This is a genomic window from Hafnia alvei (assembly GCF_034424155.1).
Taxonomy (GTDB): domain Bacteria; phylum Pseudomonadota; class Gammaproteobacteria; order Enterobacterales; family Enterobacteriaceae; genus Hafnia; species Hafnia alvei.
Genome location: NZ_CP139992.1, coordinates 11330 through 33324 on the forward strand (window position 1 = coordinate 11330; position 21995 = coordinate 33324).

At 48.3% G+C, this 21995-nt stretch carries 22 protein-coding genes; 11 read left to right on the forward strand and 11 right to left on the reverse strand.

Features of this window, described 5'->3' with window-relative positions; all coding sequences use genetic code 11:
• Nucleotides 1–154: 154 nt before the first annotated feature.
• The 3 genes from U0008_RS00055 to U0008_RS00065 all read left to right on the forward strand — a co-directional run bounded on the left by U0008_RS00055 (nt 155) and on the right by U0008_RS00065 (nt 3669).
• Nucleotides 155–1447 carry an MFS transporter gene (locus U0008_RS00055; RefSeq protein ID WP_043489987.1) on the forward strand — a complete coding sequence of 431 codons (1293 nt, stop codon included), beginning with the start codon at nt 155–157 and terminating at the stop codon, nt 1445–1447.
• A 109-nt stretch (nt 1448–1556) separates the two neighbouring features.
• Nucleotides 1557–2318, forward strand: coding sequence for an EAL domain-containing protein (locus U0008_RS00060; RefSeq protein WP_043489990.1), 762 nt, complete (start codon nt 1557–1559; stop codon nt 2316–2318).
• Between the two features lie 61 nt (nt 2319–2379).
• Nucleotides 2380–3669 carry a YidR family protein gene (locus tag U0008_RS00065; RefSeq protein WP_043489993.1) on the forward strand — a complete coding sequence of 430 codons (1290 nt, stop codon included), beginning with the start codon at nt 2380–2382 and terminating at the stop codon, nt 3667–3669.
• A gap of 37 nt (nt 3670–3706) precedes the next feature.
• Here the strand turns inward: U0008_RS00065 and U0008_RS00070 are convergent, their stop codons facing one another.
• Nucleotides 3707–4075: a YceK/YidQ family lipoprotein gene (locus tag U0008_RS00070; RefSeq protein WP_072008136.1), complete on the reverse strand. Its 369-nt coding sequence runs from the start codon at nt 4073–4075 to the stop codon at nt 3707–3709.
• 347 nt (nt 4076–4422) lie between these two features.
• On the opposite strand from U0008_RS00070, the gene ibpA reads away from it, so the two are divergent.
• The 3 genes from ibpA to U0008_RS00085 all read left to right on the forward strand — a co-directional run bounded on the left by ibpA (nt 4423) and on the right by U0008_RS00085 (nt 6909).
• A complete protein-coding gene (gene ibpA, locus U0008_RS00075) occupies nt 4423–4836 on the forward strand; it encodes a small heat shock chaperone IbpA (protein WP_025797316.1) in 414 nt (137 codons plus the stop codon).
• A 126-nt stretch (nt 4837–4962) separates the two neighbouring features.
• Nucleotides 4963–5436 carry a small heat shock chaperone IbpB gene (ibpB, locus tag U0008_RS00080; RefSeq protein ID WP_025797314.1) on the forward strand — a complete coding sequence of 158 codons (474 nt, stop codon included), beginning with the start codon at nt 4963–4965 and terminating at the stop codon, nt 5434–5436.
• A gap of 189 nt (nt 5437–5625) precedes the next feature.
• Nucleotides 5626–6909, forward strand: a complete 1284-nt coding sequence (locus tag U0008_RS00085) for a valine--pyruvate transaminase (protein ID WP_043489995.1) — start codon at nt 5626–5628, stop codon at nt 6907–6909.
• Nucleotides 6910–6970: 61 nt separating this feature from the next.
• Here U0008_RS00085 and U0008_RS00090 read toward each other — a convergent pair whose 3' ends face one another.
• The 9 genes from U0008_RS00090 to U0008_RS00130 all read right to left on the reverse strand — a co-directional run bounded on the left by U0008_RS00090 (nt 6971) and on the right by U0008_RS00130 (nt 17536).
• Nucleotides 6971–7339, reverse strand: a complete 369-nt coding sequence (locus tag U0008_RS00090; protein ID WP_043489998.1) for a YibL family ribosome-associated protein — start codon at nt 7337–7339, stop codon at nt 6971–6973.
• A 115-nt stretch (nt 7340–7454) separates the two neighbouring features.
• Complete coding sequence (locus U0008_RS00095) at nt 7455–8009, reverse strand: MltR family transcriptional regulator (protein WP_227658341.1); 555 nt, start codon at nt 8007–8009, stop codon at nt 7455–7457.
• A gap of 165 nt (nt 8010–8174) precedes the next feature.
• Nucleotides 8175–9332, reverse strand: a complete 1158-nt coding sequence (locus U0008_RS00100) for a mannitol-1-phosphate 5-dehydrogenase (protein ID WP_043490003.1) — start codon at nt 9330–9332, stop codon at nt 8175–8177.
• Nucleotides 9333–9452: 120 nt separating this feature from the next.
• Nucleotides 9453–11435, reverse strand: coding sequence for a PTS mannitol transporter subunit IICBA (locus U0008_RS00105; protein WP_025797304.1), 1983 nt, complete (start codon nt 11433–11435; stop codon nt 9453–9455).
• Nucleotides 11436–11935: 500 nt separating this feature from the next.
• A complete protein-coding gene (dinD, locus tag U0008_RS00110) occupies nt 11936–12760 on the reverse strand; it encodes a DNA damage-inducible protein D (protein ID WP_043490006.1) in 825 nt (274 codons plus the stop codon).
• A gap of 212 nt (nt 12761–12972) precedes the next feature.
• Nucleotides 12973–13692, reverse strand: coding sequence for a DUF3053 domain-containing protein (locus U0008_RS00115; RefSeq protein ID WP_043490008.1), 720 nt, complete (start codon nt 13690–13692; stop codon nt 12973–12975).
• 149 nt (nt 13693–13841) lie between these two features.
• Nucleotides 13842–15911: a glycine--tRNA ligase subunit beta gene (gene glyS / locus U0008_RS00120; RefSeq protein ID WP_025797298.1), complete on the reverse strand. Its 2070-nt coding sequence runs from the start codon at nt 15909–15911 to the stop codon at nt 13842–13844.
• A gap of 7 nt (nt 15912–15918) precedes the next feature.
• Nucleotides 15919–16851, reverse strand: coding sequence for a glycine--tRNA ligase subunit alpha (glyQ, locus tag U0008_RS00125; RefSeq protein ID WP_043490012.1), 933 nt, complete (start codon nt 16849–16851; stop codon nt 15919–15921).
• Nucleotides 16852–17014: 163 nt separating this feature from the next.
• On the reverse strand, nt 17015–17536 hold the full coding sequence (locus U0008_RS00130) for an autotransporter domain-containing protein (RefSeq protein WP_043490015.1): 522 nt from the start codon (nt 17534–17536) through the stop codon (nt 17015–17017).
• A gap of 221 nt (nt 17537–17757) precedes the next feature.
• On the opposite strand from U0008_RS00130, the gene U0008_RS00135 reads away from it, so the two are divergent.
• The 4 genes from U0008_RS00135 to U0008_RS00150 all read left to right on the forward strand — a co-directional run bounded on the left by U0008_RS00135 (nt 17758) and on the right by U0008_RS00150 (nt 20801).
• Complete coding sequence (locus U0008_RS00135; protein ID WP_043490017.1) at nt 17758–18336, forward strand: DNA-3-methyladenine glycosylase I; 579 nt, start codon at nt 17758–17760, stop codon at nt 18334–18336.
• A gap of 3 nt (nt 18337–18339) precedes the next feature.
• Complete coding sequence (locus tag U0008_RS00140) at nt 18340–18792, forward strand: N-acetyltransferase (RefSeq protein WP_043490020.1); 453 nt, start codon at nt 18340–18342, stop codon at nt 18790–18792.
• A gap of 209 nt (nt 18793–19001) precedes the next feature.
• Complete coding sequence (locus U0008_RS00145) at nt 19002–19661, forward strand: OmpA family lipoprotein (RefSeq protein WP_025797291.1); 660 nt, start codon at nt 19002–19004, stop codon at nt 19659–19661.
• Between the two features lie 120 nt (nt 19662–19781).
• Entirely contained in the window at nt 19782–20801 is a 1020-nt protein-coding gene (locus U0008_RS00150) for a LacI family DNA-binding transcriptional regulator (protein WP_043490022.1), read from the forward strand.
• Here U0008_RS00150 and tusA read toward each other — a convergent pair whose 3' ends face one another.
• The gene (tusA, locus tag U0008_RS00155) at nt 20802–21053 is read right to left on the reverse strand and encodes a sulfurtransferase TusA (RefSeq protein ID WP_040045256.1); all 252 of its coding nucleotides are present in this window, start codon (nt 21051–21053) and stop codon (nt 20802–20804) included. It abuts the gene before it with no gap.
• A gap of 232 nt (nt 21054–21285) precedes the next feature.
• Between tusA and U0008_RS00160 the strand changes: the two genes are divergently transcribed.
• Nucleotides 21286–21951 (forward strand): 7-cyano-7-deazaguanine/7-aminomethyl-7-deazaguanine transporter, encoded by a 666-nt coding sequence (locus U0008_RS00160; protein ID WP_025797284.1) that lies wholly within the window; start codon nt 21286–21288, stop codon nt 21949–21951.
• Nucleotides 21952–21995: the final 44 nt, after the last annotated feature.

Genomic DNA, 21995 nt, shown 5'->3' on the forward strand with positions numbered 1-21995 from the left:
TTATGCAACTCGAATTATTTAGGGGATGCTTTATTAAAGAATAATAAATATTAAATGGCGTATCTTTCTCGCTGGGGATCGTGACGCCTAAAGTCGGCGTTAAATAATTACGCCATTCAAATATATATACTCCGATATTATAAGTGAGAAGAATATGAGTGATATAACACTGTCTTCTGTCCCTACAAAAATGCGTTATTTAACGCTATTAATGATTTTTATTACCGTCGTAATTTGTTATGTCGATCGTGCTAATTTGGCCGTTGCCTCTGCGCATATTCAAGCGGAGTTTGGCATTAGTAAATCAGAGATGGGATATATTTTCTCGGCGTTTGCATGGACATACACATTATGCCAAATACCGGGCGGGTGTATTCTCGATCACTTGGGGGCCAAAACAACCTTTTTTATCGCGATTATGGGATGGTCTATTGGAACCTTATTCCAAGGTTTTGCCAACGGGCTGGTATCGCTGTTCACTCTACGTGCGGTAACCGGTATGTTTGAAGCTCCGGCTTTTCCAACCAATAACCGTATTGTTACGAGCTGGTTCCCTGAGCAAGAACGTGCGTCTGCGGTAGGGTTTTATACGTCTGGGCAATTTGTGGGTTTAGCGTTTTTAACTCCTTTGCTGATTTGGTTACAAGAGAAAACCAGCTGGCACTGGGTGTTCATCGTGACGGGTGCAATTGGTATTCTGTGGGCTCTGATATGGCACTTTGCCTATCAGGCTCCACGCAAAAGCAAGTTCGCCAATCAGGCCGAGATTGACCATATTGCTAACGGTGGTGGTATGGTTGATGGCGACGTTGCGACAGGAAAAAAAGAGACTGCGCCTTCAACGACGGCAGACTGGAAGCTGGTGTTTCATCGCAAGTTAGTGGGGGTTTATATTGGCCAGTTCGCCATTGCCTCAACGCTATGGTTTTTCCTAACCTGGTTCCCGAATTACCTCACTCAAGAAAAGCATATTACCGCGCTGACCGCTGGTTTTATGACAACGGTGCCGTTTATGGCTGCATTTTTTGGGGTGATCCTTTCAGGTATTGTGGCGGATAAATTACTGAAAAGCGGTAAGTCGATTGGTTTTGCGCGCAAAACTCCTATTATCTGTGGCCTGTTGTTATCCACCTGCATTATTGGTGCGAATTATACCAATGACCCTATGTGGATTATGATCCTGATGGCAGTGGCATTCTTCGGCAACGGATTTGCGTCTATTACGTGGTCGCTGATTTCATCTTTGGCACCGATGCGGTTAATTGGGCTTACCGGAGGTGTGTTTAATTTCATTGGCGGTTTAGGCGGCATTACCGTTCCATTGGTGGTGGGATATTTGGCTCAATATTATGGTTTTGCACCTTCGTTAACCTACATTGCCTCTGTGGCATTGATTGGTGCTCTCTCATACATATTCTTAGTCGGGGATGTGAAACGTATCGACTGATATTCAAATCACATCATTAATAAGACTTTTCTAAAGAGCGCTATTTCATTAAGTTTTCCAGCCGACGTGTCGCCTCTAACCTAGATTGGACACTCGGCTGGAACCCGCAATGGAAAAAAGTGCAAATTTTGTTATAAAAAAAGTGATGGAAAATAGCCTTAACCTAACGGTAGATATTTTCTTACAGCCAGTTTTCGATCTCTCTAGCTTTAAATGTGTAGGGGCAGAGGTTTTAGTTCGAGGTTTTTATCGTCGCAATATTGTTGCGCCAAATTTATTTATTCATCAGCTAGAAGAGAATGGCGGCATAATTTGTTTAGGTAGTTATGTTATTGATCAGACGTTTAAATATATGTCTGAAGTTTTGATCCCCAATAATTTCCTCTATATCCTGAGCGTCAATATTTCGCTTGTGCAACTTAATGAGCAAGGATTTGCACAAACCGTTATCCAATTGGCTGAAAAATATAAAATTCCTGCTGATAGAGTGATGCTTGAACTGACTGAAACTCAAGGGCATCCCGATATCAATGGTCAACATAATGCCGCTCAGCTACAAGAATATGGTTTTCTGCTGGCTTGGGATGACGTGACCAGCGCTGACGAAGCTGAGCAAAAAATGAAGCTGGTAAAAACAGACTTCATAAAGCTCGATCGATCTTGTTTCAAGAAAGGCGCGATGGATGAAACGCTTAAATTGATTGATAAGGCACAGTCGCTTGATACTGACGTGGTTGCTGAAGGTATTGAAACTTTTGCACAAACATCACTGATGTTAAAACATGGCGTTAGGCTGGCTCAGGGCTTTTTGTTCTCACGTCCGTTGAACAAAGATGATTTCAACGAGGAATACATCCGTAGGCTTCAGTGATCGAAAACTCCGCTTAGTTTATGCTAATGAGATATGCGTTACCTTGCTAAAGGAATCTATCATGTCTCGCTATGCTGAAAAGCAACTCACATTTGATCCGCGTGGGCACCAGCTCACCAACATTAATATTTGGACACCAGACAGTGAGTGGCTGGCATACGATGTACGGCCTAGCGGTGCCTCTTTTACCGGGCTGTGCATTGAGCGTGTGAATGTTCATGATGGACGTGTGGAAGTCGTTTACCGCGCACAGCATGGCGCACATGTTGGCGTGGTGACGATAAGCCCTCAACAACCCACACGCTACGTTTTTATTCATGGTCCAGAGCATCCAGATGCCCACTGGCATTATGATTTCCATCATCGGCGCGGCGTGATTGTCAGTGAGCCAGACAGAGAATTGGCCGAAACGCTTGATGCGATGGATATTACCGAGCCTTATACCGCAGGCGCCCTACGCGGTGGAACGCATGTCCATGTGTTTAGCCCAGATGCCACTCGTCTGAGTTTTACCTATAACGATCACGTTATGCATGAAAAAGATGTGGCGCTCGATCAGCGTAATGTGGGCATCGCCGTACCTCTGCATGCGGTTAATGTGCCGAAACAACATCCACGCGAATATGACGGCAGCCACTTTTGTGTTCTGGTGAGCCAAACTACGCTTAACCCTGAGGTAGGAAGCGATCAGATTTCTCGTGCCTATGAAGAGGGATGGATTGGTAATGAGGGCTATCTAAAGCCGGATGGAACTCGCCAGCGCTGGGCTTTGGCTTTTATCGGCGATACCGTTGGTGATAAAGGCGCTAAAGTTCCTGAGATCTTTATCGTTGATCTGCCAGAGCAAAACGCAGCCTATTCGCAGGCGGGAAAATACCCATTGCAAGGCACCGTAGATAGGTTGCCGGCGCCGCCTGCAAACGTACATCAGCGTCGAATTACCTTCACTCATCAGCGCATTTTCCCTGGAATTGCAACGACACCACGCCATTGGCTGCGTTCTTCACCAAACGGTGCCGAAATTGCTTTCCTGATGCAAGATGATGCGGGTGTGGTTCAGCTTTGGACTATTTCGCCTAATGGTGGAGAGCCACGGCAGATAACGCACGGGAAGCATTCCGTGCAGTCGGCATTGAGTTGGCATCCTGATGGGGAGTCGCTGTTTTTCGTGATGGATAATAGCGTTGTGCGATGCAAAGTACATTCAGGCGAAATCACTCGTCTAACAATACGTTCAGAGCAACCACCGTGCGCGGAGGCCGTGGTGGTTTCCCCCGATGGAAACCACGTTGCATTCATGCGTGAGATTGCAGGCTGGCCACAAATTTTTATGGTGAACTTAAACGGATAATGACGCCCAAGCTTTCTGTTTGGGGATGATTTCAGTTCTATTCATAATGCGGAGCGGCATTGTCCTGAACGGTATAGTTCGGGGCAACATTGTTTACTCCGCTGGTTTGCTCGTCGCGCAAAACGCGCGCACGCGGAGAATCATCTTCTGGATTTGAGCCTGAACGATAGTAGTCGTAAGGCAATAGCAGCGTATCCACTACGGCAGAAAACGGTAGATCCAGAGCAAGAAGCGGTGTCATCGCCCAACCAGTATCATCATCTTTGATCATTTTGATGTCATTTTTGGCACCAGAATAATAACCCTGACTCGGTCCAACACGGGTCATGACGCTGGAACAGCCTCCCGCAAGCAGCGTGGTGCCAGCAAGCAGAGTTATCGTCAAGCATCTAATCCGTTGTCTCATAAATCCATCCCAATAATGGCTGCACTGTGCTTAAGCCAGAGTTGTTGAGTTATAGCATCTGTGCCGAGAAACTGGCAAAACCATCCGTTGGCTCTGTGGCAGCTATCTCACTTCACAAAAATAGTGTACCTGATTGTATCTTGCCTGTTTATGACAGTGATTTGAACAATTCGTGCGCTCTCATAAAAATTAAATTTTTACGCTTGAAAAATTTCGCACCGACTCCATCTTATTAGCAGGCCGATGAGAAATATGCCGTAAGGGTGTTTCTGGCTTAATGATTATATAGTCTGTCCATGATGGAAGATTATTTTTTCCTCGCTGATTTTATTAGGAGGCATATTTTTATGCGCAACTACGATTTATCTCCACTTTATCGCTCTGCTATTGGCTTCGACCGTTTATTTAACCTGATTGAGTCAGGTCAAAATCAGTCTAACGGGGGATATCCTCCTTACAACGTTGAGCTGGTAGATGACAATCACTATCGCATTTCTATTGCGGTTGCTGGTTTTGCTGAGCATGAGTTGGATATCACTGCGCAAGCTAATACGCTGATTGTTAAAGGTTCTCATGAACAGTCAGATAAAGAACGCACCTATTTATATCAAGGTATCGCCGAGCGTAACTTTGAACGTAAATTCCAACTGGCTGAACATATTCAAATTAAAGGTGCCAACTTGGAAAACGGACTTTTATATATCGATTTAGAGCGCATTGTTCCTGAAACATTGCAGCCACGTAAGATTGAAATTAAGTAATTAACTGTAGCTAATAGCTGTTAAAGATCAAATTAAATAGCCTGCCTACGGGGGGCTAATGGTCGGCTGTGATACATTGATAAAGCAGCCGTAAATAATATCTCGCTTCTTAGAAGGAGTTTATATATGCGTAATCACGATCTTTCTCCGTTACTTCGTCAGTGGATTGGCTTCGATAAATTGGCCAATGCGATGCAAAGTGGCTTAGAGCCTCAAGGGTTCCCGCCATACAACATCGAGAAAAGTGACGATAACCACTATCGCATCTCTCTGGCATTGGCCGGATTTAAGCAGAGCGAACTGGATATTGAAGTTGAAGGCCCGCGCTTAACCGTGCGTGGTAATCCAACCCAGCCGGAAAAACCGGTAGAGTATTTACATCAGGGTCTGGTTTATAAGGCGTTCGACTTAACCTTTACCTTGGCTGAACATCTCACCGTAGATGGCGCTAAGTTTGAAAATGGGCTGTTGAATATCGATCTGGTGCGTAATGTACCGGAAGCGCTGCAGCCTCAGCGTATTGCTATCGGTGGGCAAACAACGACTCCAGCACTGGAGCAGGCCCAGACCCCAGCAAGTGACGCTGAAACCAGTAACTAATAAGCATCTCTGATCTACCCCTCTCTAATCATTCTTTGGCGCAGGCAACTGCGCCCTTTTTTTATTCTGTATCTTACGTTTTATGTAGAATTATATAAAAAACCGATGATTTTATGCGGGTTGTTCGTACAGGGTGTAGCAGGTATGGTGTCGGTTGTCTTTTCCTAATAATTACCTGTGATTGCTATCATGACTTTTTCTGTATTTGGCGACAAATTTACCCGCTACGCGGGGATCACCCGTTTGATGGACGATCTGAATGATGGCCTGCGTACGCCGGGCGCCATAATGCTTGGCGGCGGTAATCCGGCTAAAATCCCTCAGATGACGGATTATTTCACTCAACTTTGTGCGGATATGTTGAATGAAGGCAAACTCACCGATGCGTTGTGCAACTATGATGGCCCACAAGGTAAAGATGCGCTGTTGCAGGCGTTGGCCAAAATGCTGCGCGATGAGTTTGGATGGCAAATAGAAGCACAAAATATTGCACTAACAAACGGCAGCCAAAGCGCGTTTTTCTACTTATTCAATTTGTATGCCGGGCGTCTTTCTGACGGTTCTCGTCGTCGGGTTTTGTTCCCATTGGCACCCGAATATATTGGTTATGCCGATGCTGGGTTAGACGAAGATTTGTTTGTTTCAGCGAAACCTACTATCGAGCTATTGCCTGAAGGCCAGTTTAAATATCACGTTGATTTTGACCATCTCAATATTGGCGATGACGTCGGGCTGATTTGCGTTTCTCGTCCGACTAACCCAACGGGGAATGTTTTAACCGACGAAGAGCTTATTCGCCTTGATGCTTTAGCTCAGCAGCGCAACATTCCGCTGTTGATCGATAACGCCTACGGTTTACCGTTCCCAGGAATTATCTTTTCTGATGTGAATCCGTTGTGGAACCCTAATATTATTCTGTGCATGAGCCTGTCGAAGTTGGGGCTACCGGGTTCTCGCTGCGGCATCGTGATTGCTGATGAAAAAGTGATCAGCGCAATCAGTAACATGAACGGGATTATCAGCCTTTCCCCGGGCAGTCTTGGTCCCGCTATTGCGCTTGAGATGATTGAGCGTGGTGATTTGCTGCGTCTATCCAACGAGGTGATTAAACCGTTTTATCGCCAGCGTGTAGAGCAGACGATCGAAGTGATTCGTCGCTACTTACCGGAAGAGCGCTGTTTGATTCATAAACCAGAGGGCGCGATTTTCCTGTGGCTATGGTTTATCGATCTGCCGATCAGCACGGAGATTTTATACCAGCGGCTGAAACAGCGCGGCGTATTGATGGTGCCAGGGCACTATTTCTTCCCTGGGTTGGAGCACGAGTGGCCGCATACGCATCAGTGCATGCGCATGAACTATGTTCCTGAACCGGATCAAATCGAGAAGGGGGTGCAGATTCTTGCGGAAGAGGTTGAACGCGCACATCAAGAAGATGCGGGTAAGAAGAAACGCTACGTCGGTAAACGGTAGTTAACCGCGTGATAAAACAAACCCCGCAATAGCGGGGTTTGTTTTAGCTAAGAGTAAAAGATTAGAACTCTTTTTTCGCGTAGCCAGTAACCACTTTCAAGCCCATTTCACGGCCTAGCGCCGTCATTGGATGAACCACCTCGATACCACGTACGGCCTTTTTCAACGATCCCATATCAGCCTGTTCTTTTTTGGTGATTTCACGGCTGAATGGCATCTTTAAAAGCTGCTGTGCTTTGGTGCTGAAATGGCTTGCTTGAACGGCACGCAGGCGCTCAATCTCTGCGCTCAATTTTTCTTGCTCGGTGCGGTTCTCATCTAGCGCGTGGGTCGTTACAGAATCAATCTCTTGTAACAGCAGGCCAGCTTCTTTACGACGCAGTGCGTCCAGCTTGTCGCTCAGGCGTTTAATTTCTGCTTTTTCTTTCATGACATATCTTCCGGTCATCAATACTTTTAGGGATTAGGAGATAGTTTAACAGCTGTCGGCGTTAATGTGGCGATTGGCTGAAAAGAAGACGCCCCAGTCTTGAAAACTGGGGAGATTAGAAGGCTTTCTTATGGCACAAACGAGTGACTAAATCGGTGATGCTGAGCACCAGCGTTGAACGAACCATTTGTTGATAACGTTGCTCCTGCATATTCACTAGCAGATCATCAACAACGTCTTCGGGCAGATGAAGCGTGGGCTGCGGAGGAAGTGCGGTCATGCTATGTAGCATGTTGATTGGCCCGAGTATTTCATCATCGGTGAAGCTATAGATTTTGTTCTCATGTTTTAATTCGTTGTTGAGGGCGAGTAGAAGCTCTACGTCTTCATATTCATCACGGCTAATCACGCCTAGCGCGTAGATAAGCTTTAGCCGCACGGGCAAATCAGCAAGTGGACCGCTTCCTTCCAGTAGGGGCTCCACCGCATATTTCACCGCATAGTCATCTTTACGAAAGGCTTGAAGAACCAAAAGATCTACCGCTTCGGCGAGCAGCCCTACGGTGGCCTGAATAAAACCCGCCACCGTTTGTCGAGCGTTTAGGCGCTCAAGAATGCGGTTTTCAAAAGCCTGGCTTTTATAAAGGTCAGATTCTTCCATGGTTGCCATAGTCGTTGCTTCACTTGCCGAATATCGTTGCTTTTCTGGGGCGGCGACACTCGGAAGTTCCCTTTCTCTTTCAGGTTGTGCACTGTTACGCACGCGATTTAATTTCATTTTACCCTTCTCATTTGGAGTTGCCGCTTCGCCGCAACTCCAACCATATGGGTTACATCATGCTTTGCGCTGCATGGCGTTATACACATTAGCGATCTGTGCGACAAGTTCTGGCTGATCTTCCAGCTCACAAACTTGCGCCACGGTGTTGCTCACGCCTATTTCGTCAAGGAGCGTTGTCATTTCTAACGCCTGAGGATCTTGATGACTGCGGTAGCTCAGGGCGGCGGCAATACCGATGATTAAATTGTGGTTGGTAAGACCGTATTCAAGCGTTCCTCGTAACGGCTTGATCAGGCGATCGCCGGCGCTAAGTTTACGCAGTGGTTGGCGCCCAACACGTTCGACATCATCATGCAGGTAAGGGTTTTCAAAACGGCCAAGAATTTTTTCGATATAGGCCGCATGTTGCTGGGGATCAAAACTGTAGCGCTTGATGAGTACCGCTCCGCTTTCTTCCATCGCGCCTTTTACCACGGTACGAATGGCGGGATCGAGAATAGCCTCGCGAATGGTTTGATAGCCTGCGAGCTGACCCAGATAAGCAGTGATTGCATGCCCGGTGTTAAGAGTGAAGAGTTTACGCTCAACGTAGGCCATTAAGTTAGCGGTAGACTCCATTCCTGAAATTTGCGGTAACTGGCCTTTGAACTGTGTGCTATCAACGATCCACTCGCTGAAGGTTTCAACCGTGACCTCTAACGGGTCGTCGTTCGCTGCGGCGCTCGGTGGCACGATGCGGTCTACCGCAGAATCGACAAAGCCGATGTGCTCTTCTACCCAAGCATGAAGCTCGACGGGCATTGCCTCAAGGACATGCTGCTTGAGCTGGCTAGTGCCACGCACCATGTTTTCGCACGCAATGATATTCATGGGCTGTTGGTTACCATTGCTGTGACGAGCCATTAATCCCTGCGCCAGCGTATGGGCAATTTTACTAAGAACCTGCGGGCCAACGGCGGTGGTGATGATATCTGCTTGTGCAATTTGTTGAATGGCATCAGCGCTGTTGCTATGAATGGCGCTTACGCGGTTAACCTGTTCGACGCGCGCATTTTCACCCACGACGTTGACCTGATAGCTTTGCTGGTGAGCAAGCTGATCGACCAACGGCTGGTTTACGTCTGCAAAAGTGAGTTCCGCCTGTGCATCTGCCAATAATTTACCAATAAAGCCACGACCGATATTACCTGCACCAAAATGAATCGCTTTCATGTTTTTGACCTCAAACCTATTCGTAAAAAGGGGGGCGGGGGAGCCCCCAAGAACGGCGTCGACAGCAACGGCACTTTTATAGAGCCGACTGGCTGCGGTGAACGACGCCGTGTAATTGCCTTATGCCGCTTGTTCGCCAGACAGAAGATCTAAGATCTCCTGAACACTGGTGGTTTGCGCCAGACGTTCGATTACGCCTTCGTCATCCAGTGCGTTGGTTAAGCGGGCAATGACCTGAATGTGCTCGTTATTACGCGCAGCGATGCCGATAACCAGTCGAGCGACATCGTCTGGTTCATCACCGAATCGAACGCCGTGAGGGTATTGGCAAATGACGATCCCGGTGCGTAATACGCGGTCTTTGGCTTCTACGGTGCCGTGCGGAACGGCGATAGATTCTCCTAAATAAGTTGAGGTAAGTGCTTCGCGGGCGAGCATGGCGTCGATGTAATCCGGTTCGACATAGCCGCCAGATACCAGCATTTCACCGGCAAAGCGAATGGCTTGCTCTTTGGTGTCGGCGGTTAAGTTCAGGAAGATGTTGGCTGCGCTGAGCTTAAATAGGTTCTCTTCGCGATCGGTTGATTCAAATGAGTCATCGTTAGCGGCGATGATAGTTTGGTTGATCAAGCGGTTGTCGTTTGCCGCCTGCGGCAGTTTGGCCGCTAGTAAACGGGTTGTAAGATCGGTATACAGCCCGCTATCAAGGAAATTGCTTAATGAAATATGCATCGCCTGTGGTGCGTGGCGCATCGCGCGTTCGGTTAAATCCTGATGAGTGATCACCAGATCAACGTCTTCAGGCAGGCTGTTAATCGCGCAGTTCACTACGGAAATATGGCTCAGCCCTGCGTCTTTTACCTTTTTACGTAGAACTCCCGCGCCCATCGCGCTTGAGCCCATTCCTGCGTCGCAGGCCACGATAATTTTGCGCACGTGATGTAAATCTTTAGACAAATCAAGCGTGGCACGCATGGCTGGCTGAGGTTCGACTCCAGTCACTTTTCCACCGGATTTAGACTGTTGTTTCATGCCTTGCATGCGACGAGTGGCTTCCGCTAAGCCGTTACTTTCTTCATCACCGACGCGAGCGCGTTTAAGTAGCATGGCAGAGGTTAAGAACGAAACCAGCGTTGAAGCCATAATCGACAGCACGACGCCGATAAGAGATGCTTTTGGTGTCATTAGCAACACTGCAAAAATAGAACCCGGAGACGCAGGGGAAACTAAGCCCGCGTTAAAGAGGGTCAGCGTGAATACGCCGGTCATGCCACCCAGAATCACGGCCAGAATCAGACGTGGATTCATTAACACATATGGGAAATAGATTTCGTGGATACCACCGAAGAAATGGATGATTGCGGCACCGCCAGCGGACTGTTTTGCACTGCCTTTGCCGAAGAACATGTAAGCCAGCAGAACACCTAGTCCTGGACCTGGGTTTGCTTCAATCAGGAAGAAAATGGATTTGCCGGTTTCTGTTGCCTGCTGAATACCTAACGGTGAGAAGATCCCGTGGTTGATGGCGTTATTCAGGAACAAAATCTTGGCGGGTTCGACGAAGATAGACGTTAATGGCAGCAGGTTGTTCTGCACCATAATATTCACGCCAGCCGCTAATATTTTTGAAAGCGACTCTACCAACGGCCCAATCGCCATGAATGCCAGCATCGCCAGCAGCATACCGATAATGCCCGCGGAGAAGTTGTTCACCAACATTTCAAAGCCGCTTTTGATTTTGCCGTCAACCCAGCGATCAAAGTGTTTGATTGCCCAGCCGCCTAATGGGCCTGCAATCATTGCGCCCATGAACATGGGCATATCTGCGCCAACAATCACGCCCATGGTGGTAATTGCACCCACCACGCCACCGCGCTCACCGCCGATTAAACGGCCACCGGTATAACCAATCAATAATGGCAGCAGATAGCTGATCATTGGGCCAACCAGCTTGGCTAATGTTTCATTTGGCAGCCAGCCGGTAGGAATAAATAAAGCGGTAATCAAACCCCATGCGATGAATGCGCCGATATTGGGCATCACCATATTGCTGAGGAAGCGGCCAAAATTCTGTACCTTGACCTTGATATCTGGTGATAACATAAAACACCCCTCGTGGTGCGCTAAGATGTTGCGCGTCGTAATAGTTGTGGTGGTTTCGCCAAAAACCGTCCTGTCGTTCTGTATGCAAAATCGACTCTATCACGCCGTTTTCATCTCGCGTACCCCGTGGGGGATTTGTGATCTTGATCTCGTAACTCCCCCCTCTATTGGGGTGTTTATGGTGATATTGATCACATAAGTAGGCTGAAAGTCTGCTACAAAGTTAAAATATCGCCCGTTCTGGGTGGTTTTGTGTGACGTAAATCACTTAAGTTGTTAGTGGTTTTGTTTTTAAATTGTGATTCTTTTCACAAGTTATTTTGCATCCCATCAGCACGACATCGACACACCTCAGGTTTTCACCCAACGCGTTATAAAATTACATGTAGTGTTTTTTGGGTATAAAAAAACCACACAATCTGGTTAAGTAGCCAGCATTACGCAATCTAGTGGCTTACGAAGCTAGGTGCATGCAAGTTTGCAGCGCTAGCTTTGCTAAGCTATTTTTTACTCAGTTTTTTAGTGGTGGATTCTATGTGCTGGATGCTGTGCTTAGGAACAGGAAGGTTTTCTGGCATGGTGCCGCCTAGCTCTTCAATGGTTTTCCGAACCTTTTGGCCCACATTAAAATGTGTCTGATTGGCTTGTTGCCTTGATTTTATCTGGTCACGACGTAGCTTTTCTTCTGTTTGTGTTGCTCTAAACAGGTTGGCTGCTAATTCAGTAGAACCCATGAAATCGAGAATTTTTTGACTCTTTTTGAGCTCTTTACGCTGGTGAATGGCATTTTGGTCTAGCCCGCCGTAGAGGCCTTTATATCCATGGTTCTGGAAAATGGCAAAATCCATCGTGGTTGCAACACCGGCTTGTTGAGCGGCTTCAACGAGTTGTTTGTTATGTTCTTTTAATTCATTACGCAGAAACAAACGTTTTTCATCTTCTCGTAAACGCTTAAAAGTTTCGTCATCAGCTAATTCTTGGCGTCGAGTTTGAAGTGCGAAGTATGTTTGACCTGCCGCTATGACGGGTTTGTTAGGATCGCCGTTTTGAACCACGAGGTAGCAGGCATAACGGGAGAGGGCGATATCTTTTAACTTTCGTTGAGCTCCAGAGCCAATTTTGACCATATCGAGGACATCCTCGAAATGGTCACCAGCGTTGTGCCCACTGTTTAAACATGCATCTTTTGCCCGCTCTAATACAGGAATAAAATGCCGGTATTCTGAGTAATCCAGCAGCTTTGCCAGTGCTCTTGCAGACCAATATTCAGACCCAGATTCATCTACCTGTTTAATTTCTTCGAAGGGCTGGTGGTGCTTATTCATGGTTCACTCCATGTTATTGCATGATGTTTGGAGATGATATCGATTGGTGGTGATGTTGCTGGAAGCAATATCTCATATCCAGATTTTTACTGGATGGGCAACGAAGGAGTAGCGTTGCCTCCGTAAAAGAAAAACACCCTGTGAGCACTAAGGCTGACAGGGTGTTTCGGCTATTTAATCAGGCTACGAGATGTAAATGTGTTGCCTAAATATTAATTCTGGAAAATAGCCGCGCTGCGGTTTTTCGCATTTAATAATTCTTGATGCTTGGCAGCAATTGAGGTCATTAACTGATTGTATTGATCGACCTGCTGCTGGGTTTGTAGCTGGATGCTTTGGTTATCAAAGCGCGCCTGAGTCCCAATGCTTTGCAGGAAATCACCGACCTGAATCAAATCCTGTGACAGGCTAGCCGCCATAGGAATGATTGGCATCACGGCATTCGCCGGATCGGTGACGACTTTCGCAAAGGCCTGGTCATAAACTGCTTTCACATCATCAGGCTGTTTAAGTGCGGCACGCGCAGTGTCTGCGGTCGATTTGGCACTTTGAATCTGTTGGCCGAGCAGGTTCAGTGCACCAGCTTCCTGACGTAGATCGTCGCGTTTGAGCAGATAGTCCTGAGGAACACGGATCTGATCGATAGTGGTAAACAGCGGATTTAAGCTGCTATCCATAGAACGACTGAAATTCTGTGAAAACGTCACTAAAATCGCGTAATCGCTCACATAGTTGCCGAGTTTCTGCTTTTGGTCTTCGCTCAGGGTTGGTACGGTGATGCTGCCACGCATGACGGTATTTTGCAGATAGTCGATGAAAGCTTTACGTTGTTCTTTATCGTTGTCGCCACAGCCAGCTAGTTGAAACGCCATAATGACGGCGAAAATTGGCATCAACCAACGCTGTGCCTGTTTAGTTACTGCAAATGACATGTAATTACTCCTGTAACCACGCGAAAAAAATCGGTCGATATCATTCTGTTGAAATTCTACTCATCAAGTTAGTTTAACCTGATAATTTGGGGATAACAGCCAGAAAGTAAAAAACCCGCCGTAAGGCGGGCTTTATTTTACTCTCGGGGTTACTGCAGAACAGAAATATCCGCAACCTGTAGGAACAAATCGCGTAGCTTGCTCAGCAGAGTCAGGCGGTTGATGCGCACTTGCTCATCGTCAGCCATAACCATCACTTGTTCGAAGAAGTTATCTACCGGTTCACGCAGTGCAGCCAGTTCTGATAAAGCTTCTTGGTAGCGACCTTCAGCAAACAGCGGTTCCAACTTATCGCGCAGAACAACCAGATGGGTTGCCAGTTTGATTTCTGCTGCTTCTTTCAATACAGAAGCATGAACGTGATCGCCCAGTACTTCGGTTGATTTAGCCAGAATATTGGAAACACGCTTGTTGGCAGCAGCCAGCGCAGCGGCTTCAGGCAGCGTACGGAAGTGTGAAACTGCCTTCACGCGTGCATCAAAGTCTGCTGGTTTGGTTGGACGACGAGCCAGTACAGCCTGAATAGTGTCAACGCTGTGGCCTTCTTCCTGATACCAAGCGCGGAAACGGCCCAGCATGAATTCCACCACGTCATCAACGACGTTCGCGTTAGTCAGCTTCTGTCCGTATAAGCGCGCAGCTTCTTCAGTTAGCGTGACCAAATCCAGCGGCAGCTTTTTCTCAACGATAATACGCAATACACCCAACGCAGCACGGCGCAGAGCAAATGGGTCTTTATCGCCTTTAGGATGCTGACCGATGCCGAAGATACCGGCGAGGGTATCCATTTTATCGGCAATCGCGACAGAACATGCCACCAGAGAATCTGGCAGTGCGTCACCGGCGAAGCGTGGTTGGTACTGTTCGTTCAGGGCAACGGCAACTTCTTCGTTTTCGCCGTCGTGACGTGCGTAATGCATGCCCATAACGCCCTGTGTATCGGTGAATTCGAAGACCATATTGGTCATCAAGTCGCACTTGGACAGCAGGCCTGCGCGGGTCGCCAGATTGACGTCAGCGCCGATTTGTTCTGCAACCCAGCCGGACAAGGCTTCAATACGGTTGGTTTTGTCACGAAGCGTTCCCAACTGTTGCTGGAACAGAACGGTTTCTAGACGAGGCAGGTTATCTTCCAGACGCTGTTTGCGGTCGGTCTTGAAGAAGAATTCCGCATCGGCTAAGCGTGGACGAACCACTTTCTCGTTACCCGAGATAATCTGCTGTGGGTCTTTAGATTCGATGTTGGTGACGAAAATAAAGTTTGGCAGCAGTTTGCCGGCAGCGTCATACACAGGGAAGTATTTCTGGTCACCTTTCATGGTGTAAACCAGCGCTTCAGCAGGTACGGCGAGGAATTTTTCTTCAAACTTGGCGGTCAACACCACTGGCCATTCAACCAGAGAAGTCACTTCTTCCAACAGGCTTTCGCTCATATCAGCGATGCCGCCGATTTTCTGCGCAGCCAGCTCGGCGTCACGTTTGATGATGGCTTTACGGGTGGCGTAATCAGCGATGACTTTGCCACGTTCCATCAAGATCTGCGGATATTGCTCGGCGTTATCGATGGTGAACTGCTGTTCGCCCATGAAACGATGGCCGCGGATCACGCGATCGGACTGCACGCCAAGAATGGTAGCAGGGATCACTTCGCTACCCAGCAGCAGCGTGACGGTATGAACCGGACGCACGAACTGAGTATCGTTGTCGCCCCAGCGCATCAGTTTTGGAATTGGCAGCTTGCCGAGTGCATTGGTCACCAGCGTTGGCAGCAGTTGCTGTGCGCTCTGACCTTTTTGGTGCGCGCGGAACAACAGCCATTCACCTTTGTCGGAAGTCAGACGTTCAGCCTGATCGACGGTGATGCCACAACCACGAGCCCAGCCTTCGGCAGCCTTGGTTGGTTTGCCTTCAGCATCGAATGCCTGAGCAATAGCTGGACCACGTTTTTCAATTTCGCGATCGGGCTGAGATTCATGCAACGCTGCGACTTTCAATGCTAAGCGGCGCGGTGCGGCGAACCAAGTCACTTCGCCATGGGCGAGGTCTGCGTTATCTAGTTCAGCGGTAAAATTAGCTGCAAAAGATTCTGCCAGAGAGCGTAGCGCTTTCGGTGGCAGCTCTTCGGTGCCGATTTCCACCAGAAAAGTTTGTTGGGTCATGGCTGCCTCAAATATTCTCTAATTTAGAATCGTCGCTTTTTTTACACATTGGGAAGCCCAGCGCCTCACGGGAGGCATAGTAGGCTTCAGCGACCGCTTTGGTCAGGGTACGAATACGCAGAATGTAGCGTTGGCGTTCGGTGACCGAGATCGCCTTGCGCGCGTCCAGCAAGTTAAAGCTGTGCGCGGCTTTCAGAATGCGTTCATACGCTGGCAGAGGCAGAGGTTTTTCCAACTCCAACAATATTTTGGCTTCTTTCTCATACTGCTCGAAGCAGGAGAACAGGAAATCGACGTCTGCGTATTCAAAGTTATACGTGGACTGTTCCACTTCGTTTTGATGGAACACGTCGCCGTAGGTTGTTTTACCCAGCGGGCCGTCGCTCCAGACCAGATCGTAAACGCTGTCTACGCCCTGAATATACATCGCCAAACGTTCCAGACCGTAGGTGATCTCACCGGTTACCGGCTTACATTCCAAGCCGCCAACCTGCTGGAAGTAAGTGAACTGAGTCACTTCCATGCCGTTAAGCCACACTTCCCAGCCTAAGCCCCATGCGCCCAGCGTTGGGTTTTCCCAGTTATCTTCGACGAAGCGAATGTCGTTCACCAGCGGATCTAAACCGAGCTCTTTCAATGAGCCCAGATACAGTTCCTGAATATTTTCTGGTGATGGCTTGATGACTACCTGAAACTGGTAGTAGTGCTGCAAGCGGTTAGGGTTTTCGCCATAGCGGCCATCGGTTGGACGGCGGGATGGTTGCACGTAGGCCGTTGCCATCGGCTCTGGGCCGAGTGCACGCAGGCAGGTCATTGGGTGTGAGGTGCCAGCGCCAACTTCCATGTCCAGTGGTTGAACAATGGTGCAGCCTTGGCGCGCCCAATAGTCCTGCAGAGTCAGGATCAGCCCCTGAAAGGTCTTGGTATCAAACTTTTGCATATTGGATGAGTTCGCGCGATACAAGTGGATTTATATAGAATGTTGCAGTATACCGCCTGAACGTAAGATATACAGCCCGAATCCCGACTCAATGGGGGGGATTTTGCGTGTATTTTGCCATAAAACATGGCAAAGGCTGGGAACATTCTCCGTGAAGGTCGAGTTAAAAGTTGGCGCTCACGCCAATATTGTACATAAATTGCTCGCTGTTGTTGAGGCGATTGGTCTGCGATAGCTCGGCAAATGCGGCTATATAATCGGTTAGCGGGATATTGGCACCCACGGTGACATCAACCCAGTGCGCTTCTTGATTGGGGATCTCACGGCTAAATAAGTTTTGCGGCGCGCTAAATTCTCCCACCTGTTTATAAGACTCGTTGCTTGATAAACGCTGATAGCTGATTTCAGCATAGGGCGTGAACAATTCTAGATTTGAATCTAACCGCCAGCCCAAAGAGCCCACTTGCTGTTGGGTGGTTGGGTTTAACGCCGCAGAGGCCAATGAGTTGCTGCCCACCCAATGCGTTGAAAACCCCGGTTCTATGGACGTTGAAGCGCGATCGAGCGGAACGATATCGCTTGAGCTATTGTTATTCACAAAAACATCTTTTAAATCATACGACAAAGCAGGTAGTGAGAGCAGGGTGCAGCTCACTAAAAAAACCGATGCCAGAGGTCTAATCATTGATGCCACTCCATTAAAAGGGAGGCGTTATTCGTTATTATTTTGTGATGCTGCACTCTTAACTATTTGACGAGGTTGCGACTGCGTCAAGGTGGGTTGAAATAAATAGTCAACGCTTCGCGAAACGTTATAGTTGTCTCTCACGTTGTTGGCATTGTTGCTCGGTAAACAGCACAAAAAACCCGATGATTCACAAAGGGTTTCTCACAAGGAATAGGATTATGAGCCAGACATTTGAAGATAAAAAAATTCGCTGTGGTTGGGTCTCATCCGATCCCCTGTATATCAGCTATCACGATAATGAATGGGGTCAGCCCGTCTACGACGATGCTCATCTATTCGAACTGTTGTGTCTTGAGGGGCAACAGGCGGGACTTTCGTGGATAACCGTGCTGAAGAAGCGTGAAAACTATCGTAATGCTTTCCATCACTTCGATCCGCGCAAGGTGGCGGCGATGACGGATGAGGATATTGATGCACTGATGCAGGACGCTGGCCTTATCCGTCATCGCTTGAAATTAGACGCCATCGTAGTTAACGCCCGTGCCTATATGAAAATGCAGCAGGAGGGTGAGGATTTTTCTCAGTTTTTATGGTCGTTTACCGAAGGCAAGCCACAGCTAAACCGTCCTGAAACCCTCGCCAACGTGCCTGCAAAAACCGAGATTTCTGATGTGATGTCCAAGGCGCTGAAGAAGAAAGGCTTTAAGTTTATTGGCTCAACGATCTGTTATGCCTTTATGCAAGCCAGCGGCATGGTGAACGATCATGTCAAAACCTGCTTTTGTGGGAAGCACTAAGCCATGATCCGCCCTGCTGTGAAACAAGATATGCCGGCTATTATGGCGTTGTGGCTGGTTAGCACTACCGAGGCGCACCCGTTTATTTCTGCGCAGTATTGGCGTGAAAGCGAAGTCGTGGTGCGTGATACCTATTTACCGAATGCGCTGACGTGGGTGGCAGAAGATAAGGGTGAAATCATAGGGTTTATCAGCGTGCTTGAGCAGCAGTTTATTGGCGCTTTATTCGTGGATAAACGCTATCACGGCAAAGGTGTTGGGCAGTTGCTGATGATGCATGTGAAGATGATTTTTCCACAGCTGATGCTCGAGGTGTATCTGGAGAATCACCGCGCACTACGTTTTTATCAGCATGAGGGGTTTCAGACTCAAGATACCCAGTTCAATGAGGACACCCAGCACCAAACGGCCATTATGTTATGGGAGAAAACCCCAGGCGCTTGGCTTGAAGATTAAACAAATCCTGCTATTTGGCGCGTATTTGTCTAATTTATTGGAATTTTAGGAATTGTGACCATTATTTTTTAATGGGAATTTGCTGAAATGCCACCGCCGTAGATCCCGATTCACGGTTTTGGGCACGATTTTTTTTGGGTCAGTGGATTACTGGCCTGTTACAGCAAATATCTTGAGCGATTACGCTCTGTGCAAGATGAGGTTCCGTAATGAGTAAAAGCCGTTTCTGTATTGCTGGCGCTGTATGCGCTGCGCTGCTGCTGTCTGGTTGTACAACTAACCCGTATACCGGTGAATCCGAAGCGGGGAAATCGGGTGTGGGCGCAGGTTTAGGTGCGCTGGTTGGTGCTGGCGTGGGGGTTCTGTCCTCTTCTAAGCACGATCGCGGCAAAGGCGCTCTAATTGGTGCGGCAGCTGGCGCGGCGTTAGGCGGTGGTGCCGGTTATTATATGGACGTTCAAGAGTCAAAACTGCGTGACAAAATGCGTGGTACCGGCGTGAGCGTAACGCGTCAAGGCGACAACATTGTGCTGAATATGCCAAATAATGTCACCTTCGACTCTAGCAGCAGCACCTTGAAACCGGCTGGTGCTAATACCCTGACCGGCGTGGCGATGGTTTTAAAAGAGTATCCTAAGACCGCAGTTAACGTGGTGGGTTACACCGATAGTACCGGTAGCCAAGATCTGAATATGCGCCTTTCTCAGCAGCGTGCCGACAGCGTCGCAAGTTCTCTGATTGTTCAGGGCGTTGAAGCCAGCCGCGTTCGTACTCAGGGCATGGGCCCTGCGAACCCAATCGCGTCAAATAGCACGACAGAAGGCAAAGCTCAGAACCGTCGTGTTGAAATTACACTAAGCCCGATGTAATTCATCTCTTCTTTTAGCCTCCTGCTTTGCCTGAGGAGGCTATTTCCTCAACCTTATCTCATCAGTTCCCCTGTGGTTATGCTAAATTTGCCTATCCGTTGAATTTCAGAGGAACACGTCGTGAGCAGTCAGGGAATCCGCGCCACCATCAGTGATGTCGCTAAGGCCGCTAAAACCGGTAAAACGAGCGTTTCGCGCTATTTAAATGGCGAACAACACCTGCTGTCCGACGATCTCAAACAGCGCATCGAACAAGCCATACAACGCCTTAATTACCGCCCAAGTCAGATGGCTCGCAGCTTAAAAGGCGGGCAAACTCGCCTTATCGGCATGATTATCGCTGATATCACCAATCCCTATTCTGTAGATGTTTTGCGCGGCGTAGAAGAAGCCTGCCGTGTGCAAGGTTTTACGTTGCTGGTGTGTAACACCAACAACGAAATCAATCAGGAGCAGCACTACCTTGAGCTGCTAAGCAGCTATCGCGTTGAGGGATTAGTGGTTAATGCCGTGGGGATGCGTGAAGAGGCGTTATCCAAGCTACAACAGTCTTTGCTGCCAATGGTGCTGATTGATCGAAAAATACCCGACTTCTCCTGCGATATGGTGGGATTAGACAATCATCGCGCTGCCACAGAAGCGACTCGGCATTTAATTGAGCAGGGCTTTGAAGCGGTGATGTTTTTAAGTGAGCCGCTGGGGTTGGTCAATACTCGGCTTGAGCGTTTGCATGCTTTTCAAAGCACGATGGCGGAATGCCCAGAGCTGATCGCCTGCCATGCCGAAGTTGTGCTTAACAAAGGTGAACTTCTGGATCAGGCATTGAGCCAGTTTTGTCATCAGCATCGTGGTATGCGTAAAGCCGTAATGTCTGCCAACGGTGCACTAACCCTTCAGGTGGCTCGCTCCCTGCGTCGTTTAGGCCTTAATTGGGGCAGCGATATTGGTTTGCTTGGCTTTGATGAACTGGAGTGGGCGGAGCTGGCAGGGGCGGGGATTACCACGCTTAAGCAGCCGACCTATCAGATCGGCTACGCTGCGCTTGAGCTATTAGTGAACCGCATTCAAGGCGACGAACAGCCTACCGTTGAGCAAAAATATCCGGGCGAGCTTATCGTGCGGGGCTCCACGTTGCGTTAATTAGGCGGGAGTCCCTTTGCGTAACAAATAGCGATAGGGTGCTTGCTCGGTTTCTTGCGCGATCAGTTGATGATCCATAAAACGACAGAAACCCGGAATATCACGGGTGGTTGCTGGATCATCCGCGATAATCAGCAGTGTTTGTCCATCATCCATATGGCGCACGGTTTTACGCACCATCATCACAGGCTCAGGGCAGCGAAGTCCAAGTGCATCCAGCGTTTTATCGGGATTAGCGAATAGATCGGTCATGGTTTTTCTCTGAAGGCCGATTTGCGCAATCGTACTGGCGAAGGGCTACGGCTGAGTGAAGTTTAAAACGCCCCTAGTTTACCTGCTGGAAAATAGTCTGCAAGGGACGTGAACGTTTGCGTTAAAATTAACCATTGCATGTGGAAATTATCGCGGTATCATCCGTGCCGCATCTCAGATACACACATTTTTTATTGGGTTCCCTCACCCCAATCTCCAAAAAGGCCAAAATATGTTTGATTTTACTCCGCAACAGCGGATGAAAGCCCTTTGCTGGCTTTCTGTTTTTCACGTTCTGATTATTACGTCCAGTAACTACTTGGTGCAGTTACCGATCTCGATTTTCGGTTTTCACACCACGTGGGGCGCATTTACTTTCCCGTTTATTTTCTTGGCAACAGACCTCACCGTCCGTGTGTTTGGCGCGCCTTTGGCTCGTCGAATTATTCTGGCAGTTATGGCGCCTGCGCTGCTGATTTCATATTGTATTTCAGCGCTGTTCTTTCAGGGCGAGTGGCAGGGTTTTGCCGCGTTGGGCGAGTTTAATGTGATGGTGGCGCGTATCGCGACCGCAAGTTTCATGGCCTATGTTCTTGGGCAGATCCTTGACGTGCATGTCTTTAACCGCCTGCGTCAGCGTAGCGCGTGGTGGGTAGCTCCGACGGCTTCAACGCTGTTTGGTAATATCAGCGATACCTTGGCATTCTTCTTTATCGCGTTTTACCACAGCACAGACCCCTTCATGGCGGCTAACTGGGTTGAGATCGCGCTGGTGGACTACACGTTTAAACTGCTGATTAGCCTGATTTTCTTTCTGCCAATGTACGGCGTTATGCTTAACGTGGTTCTGAAGTATCTCTCAGCTAACCGCCAAGATCCGCATCCGCAGCTGAATTAAAAAACGTATCGCGATGCCGAGAAGCGCTTTTTCTCGGTATCGTA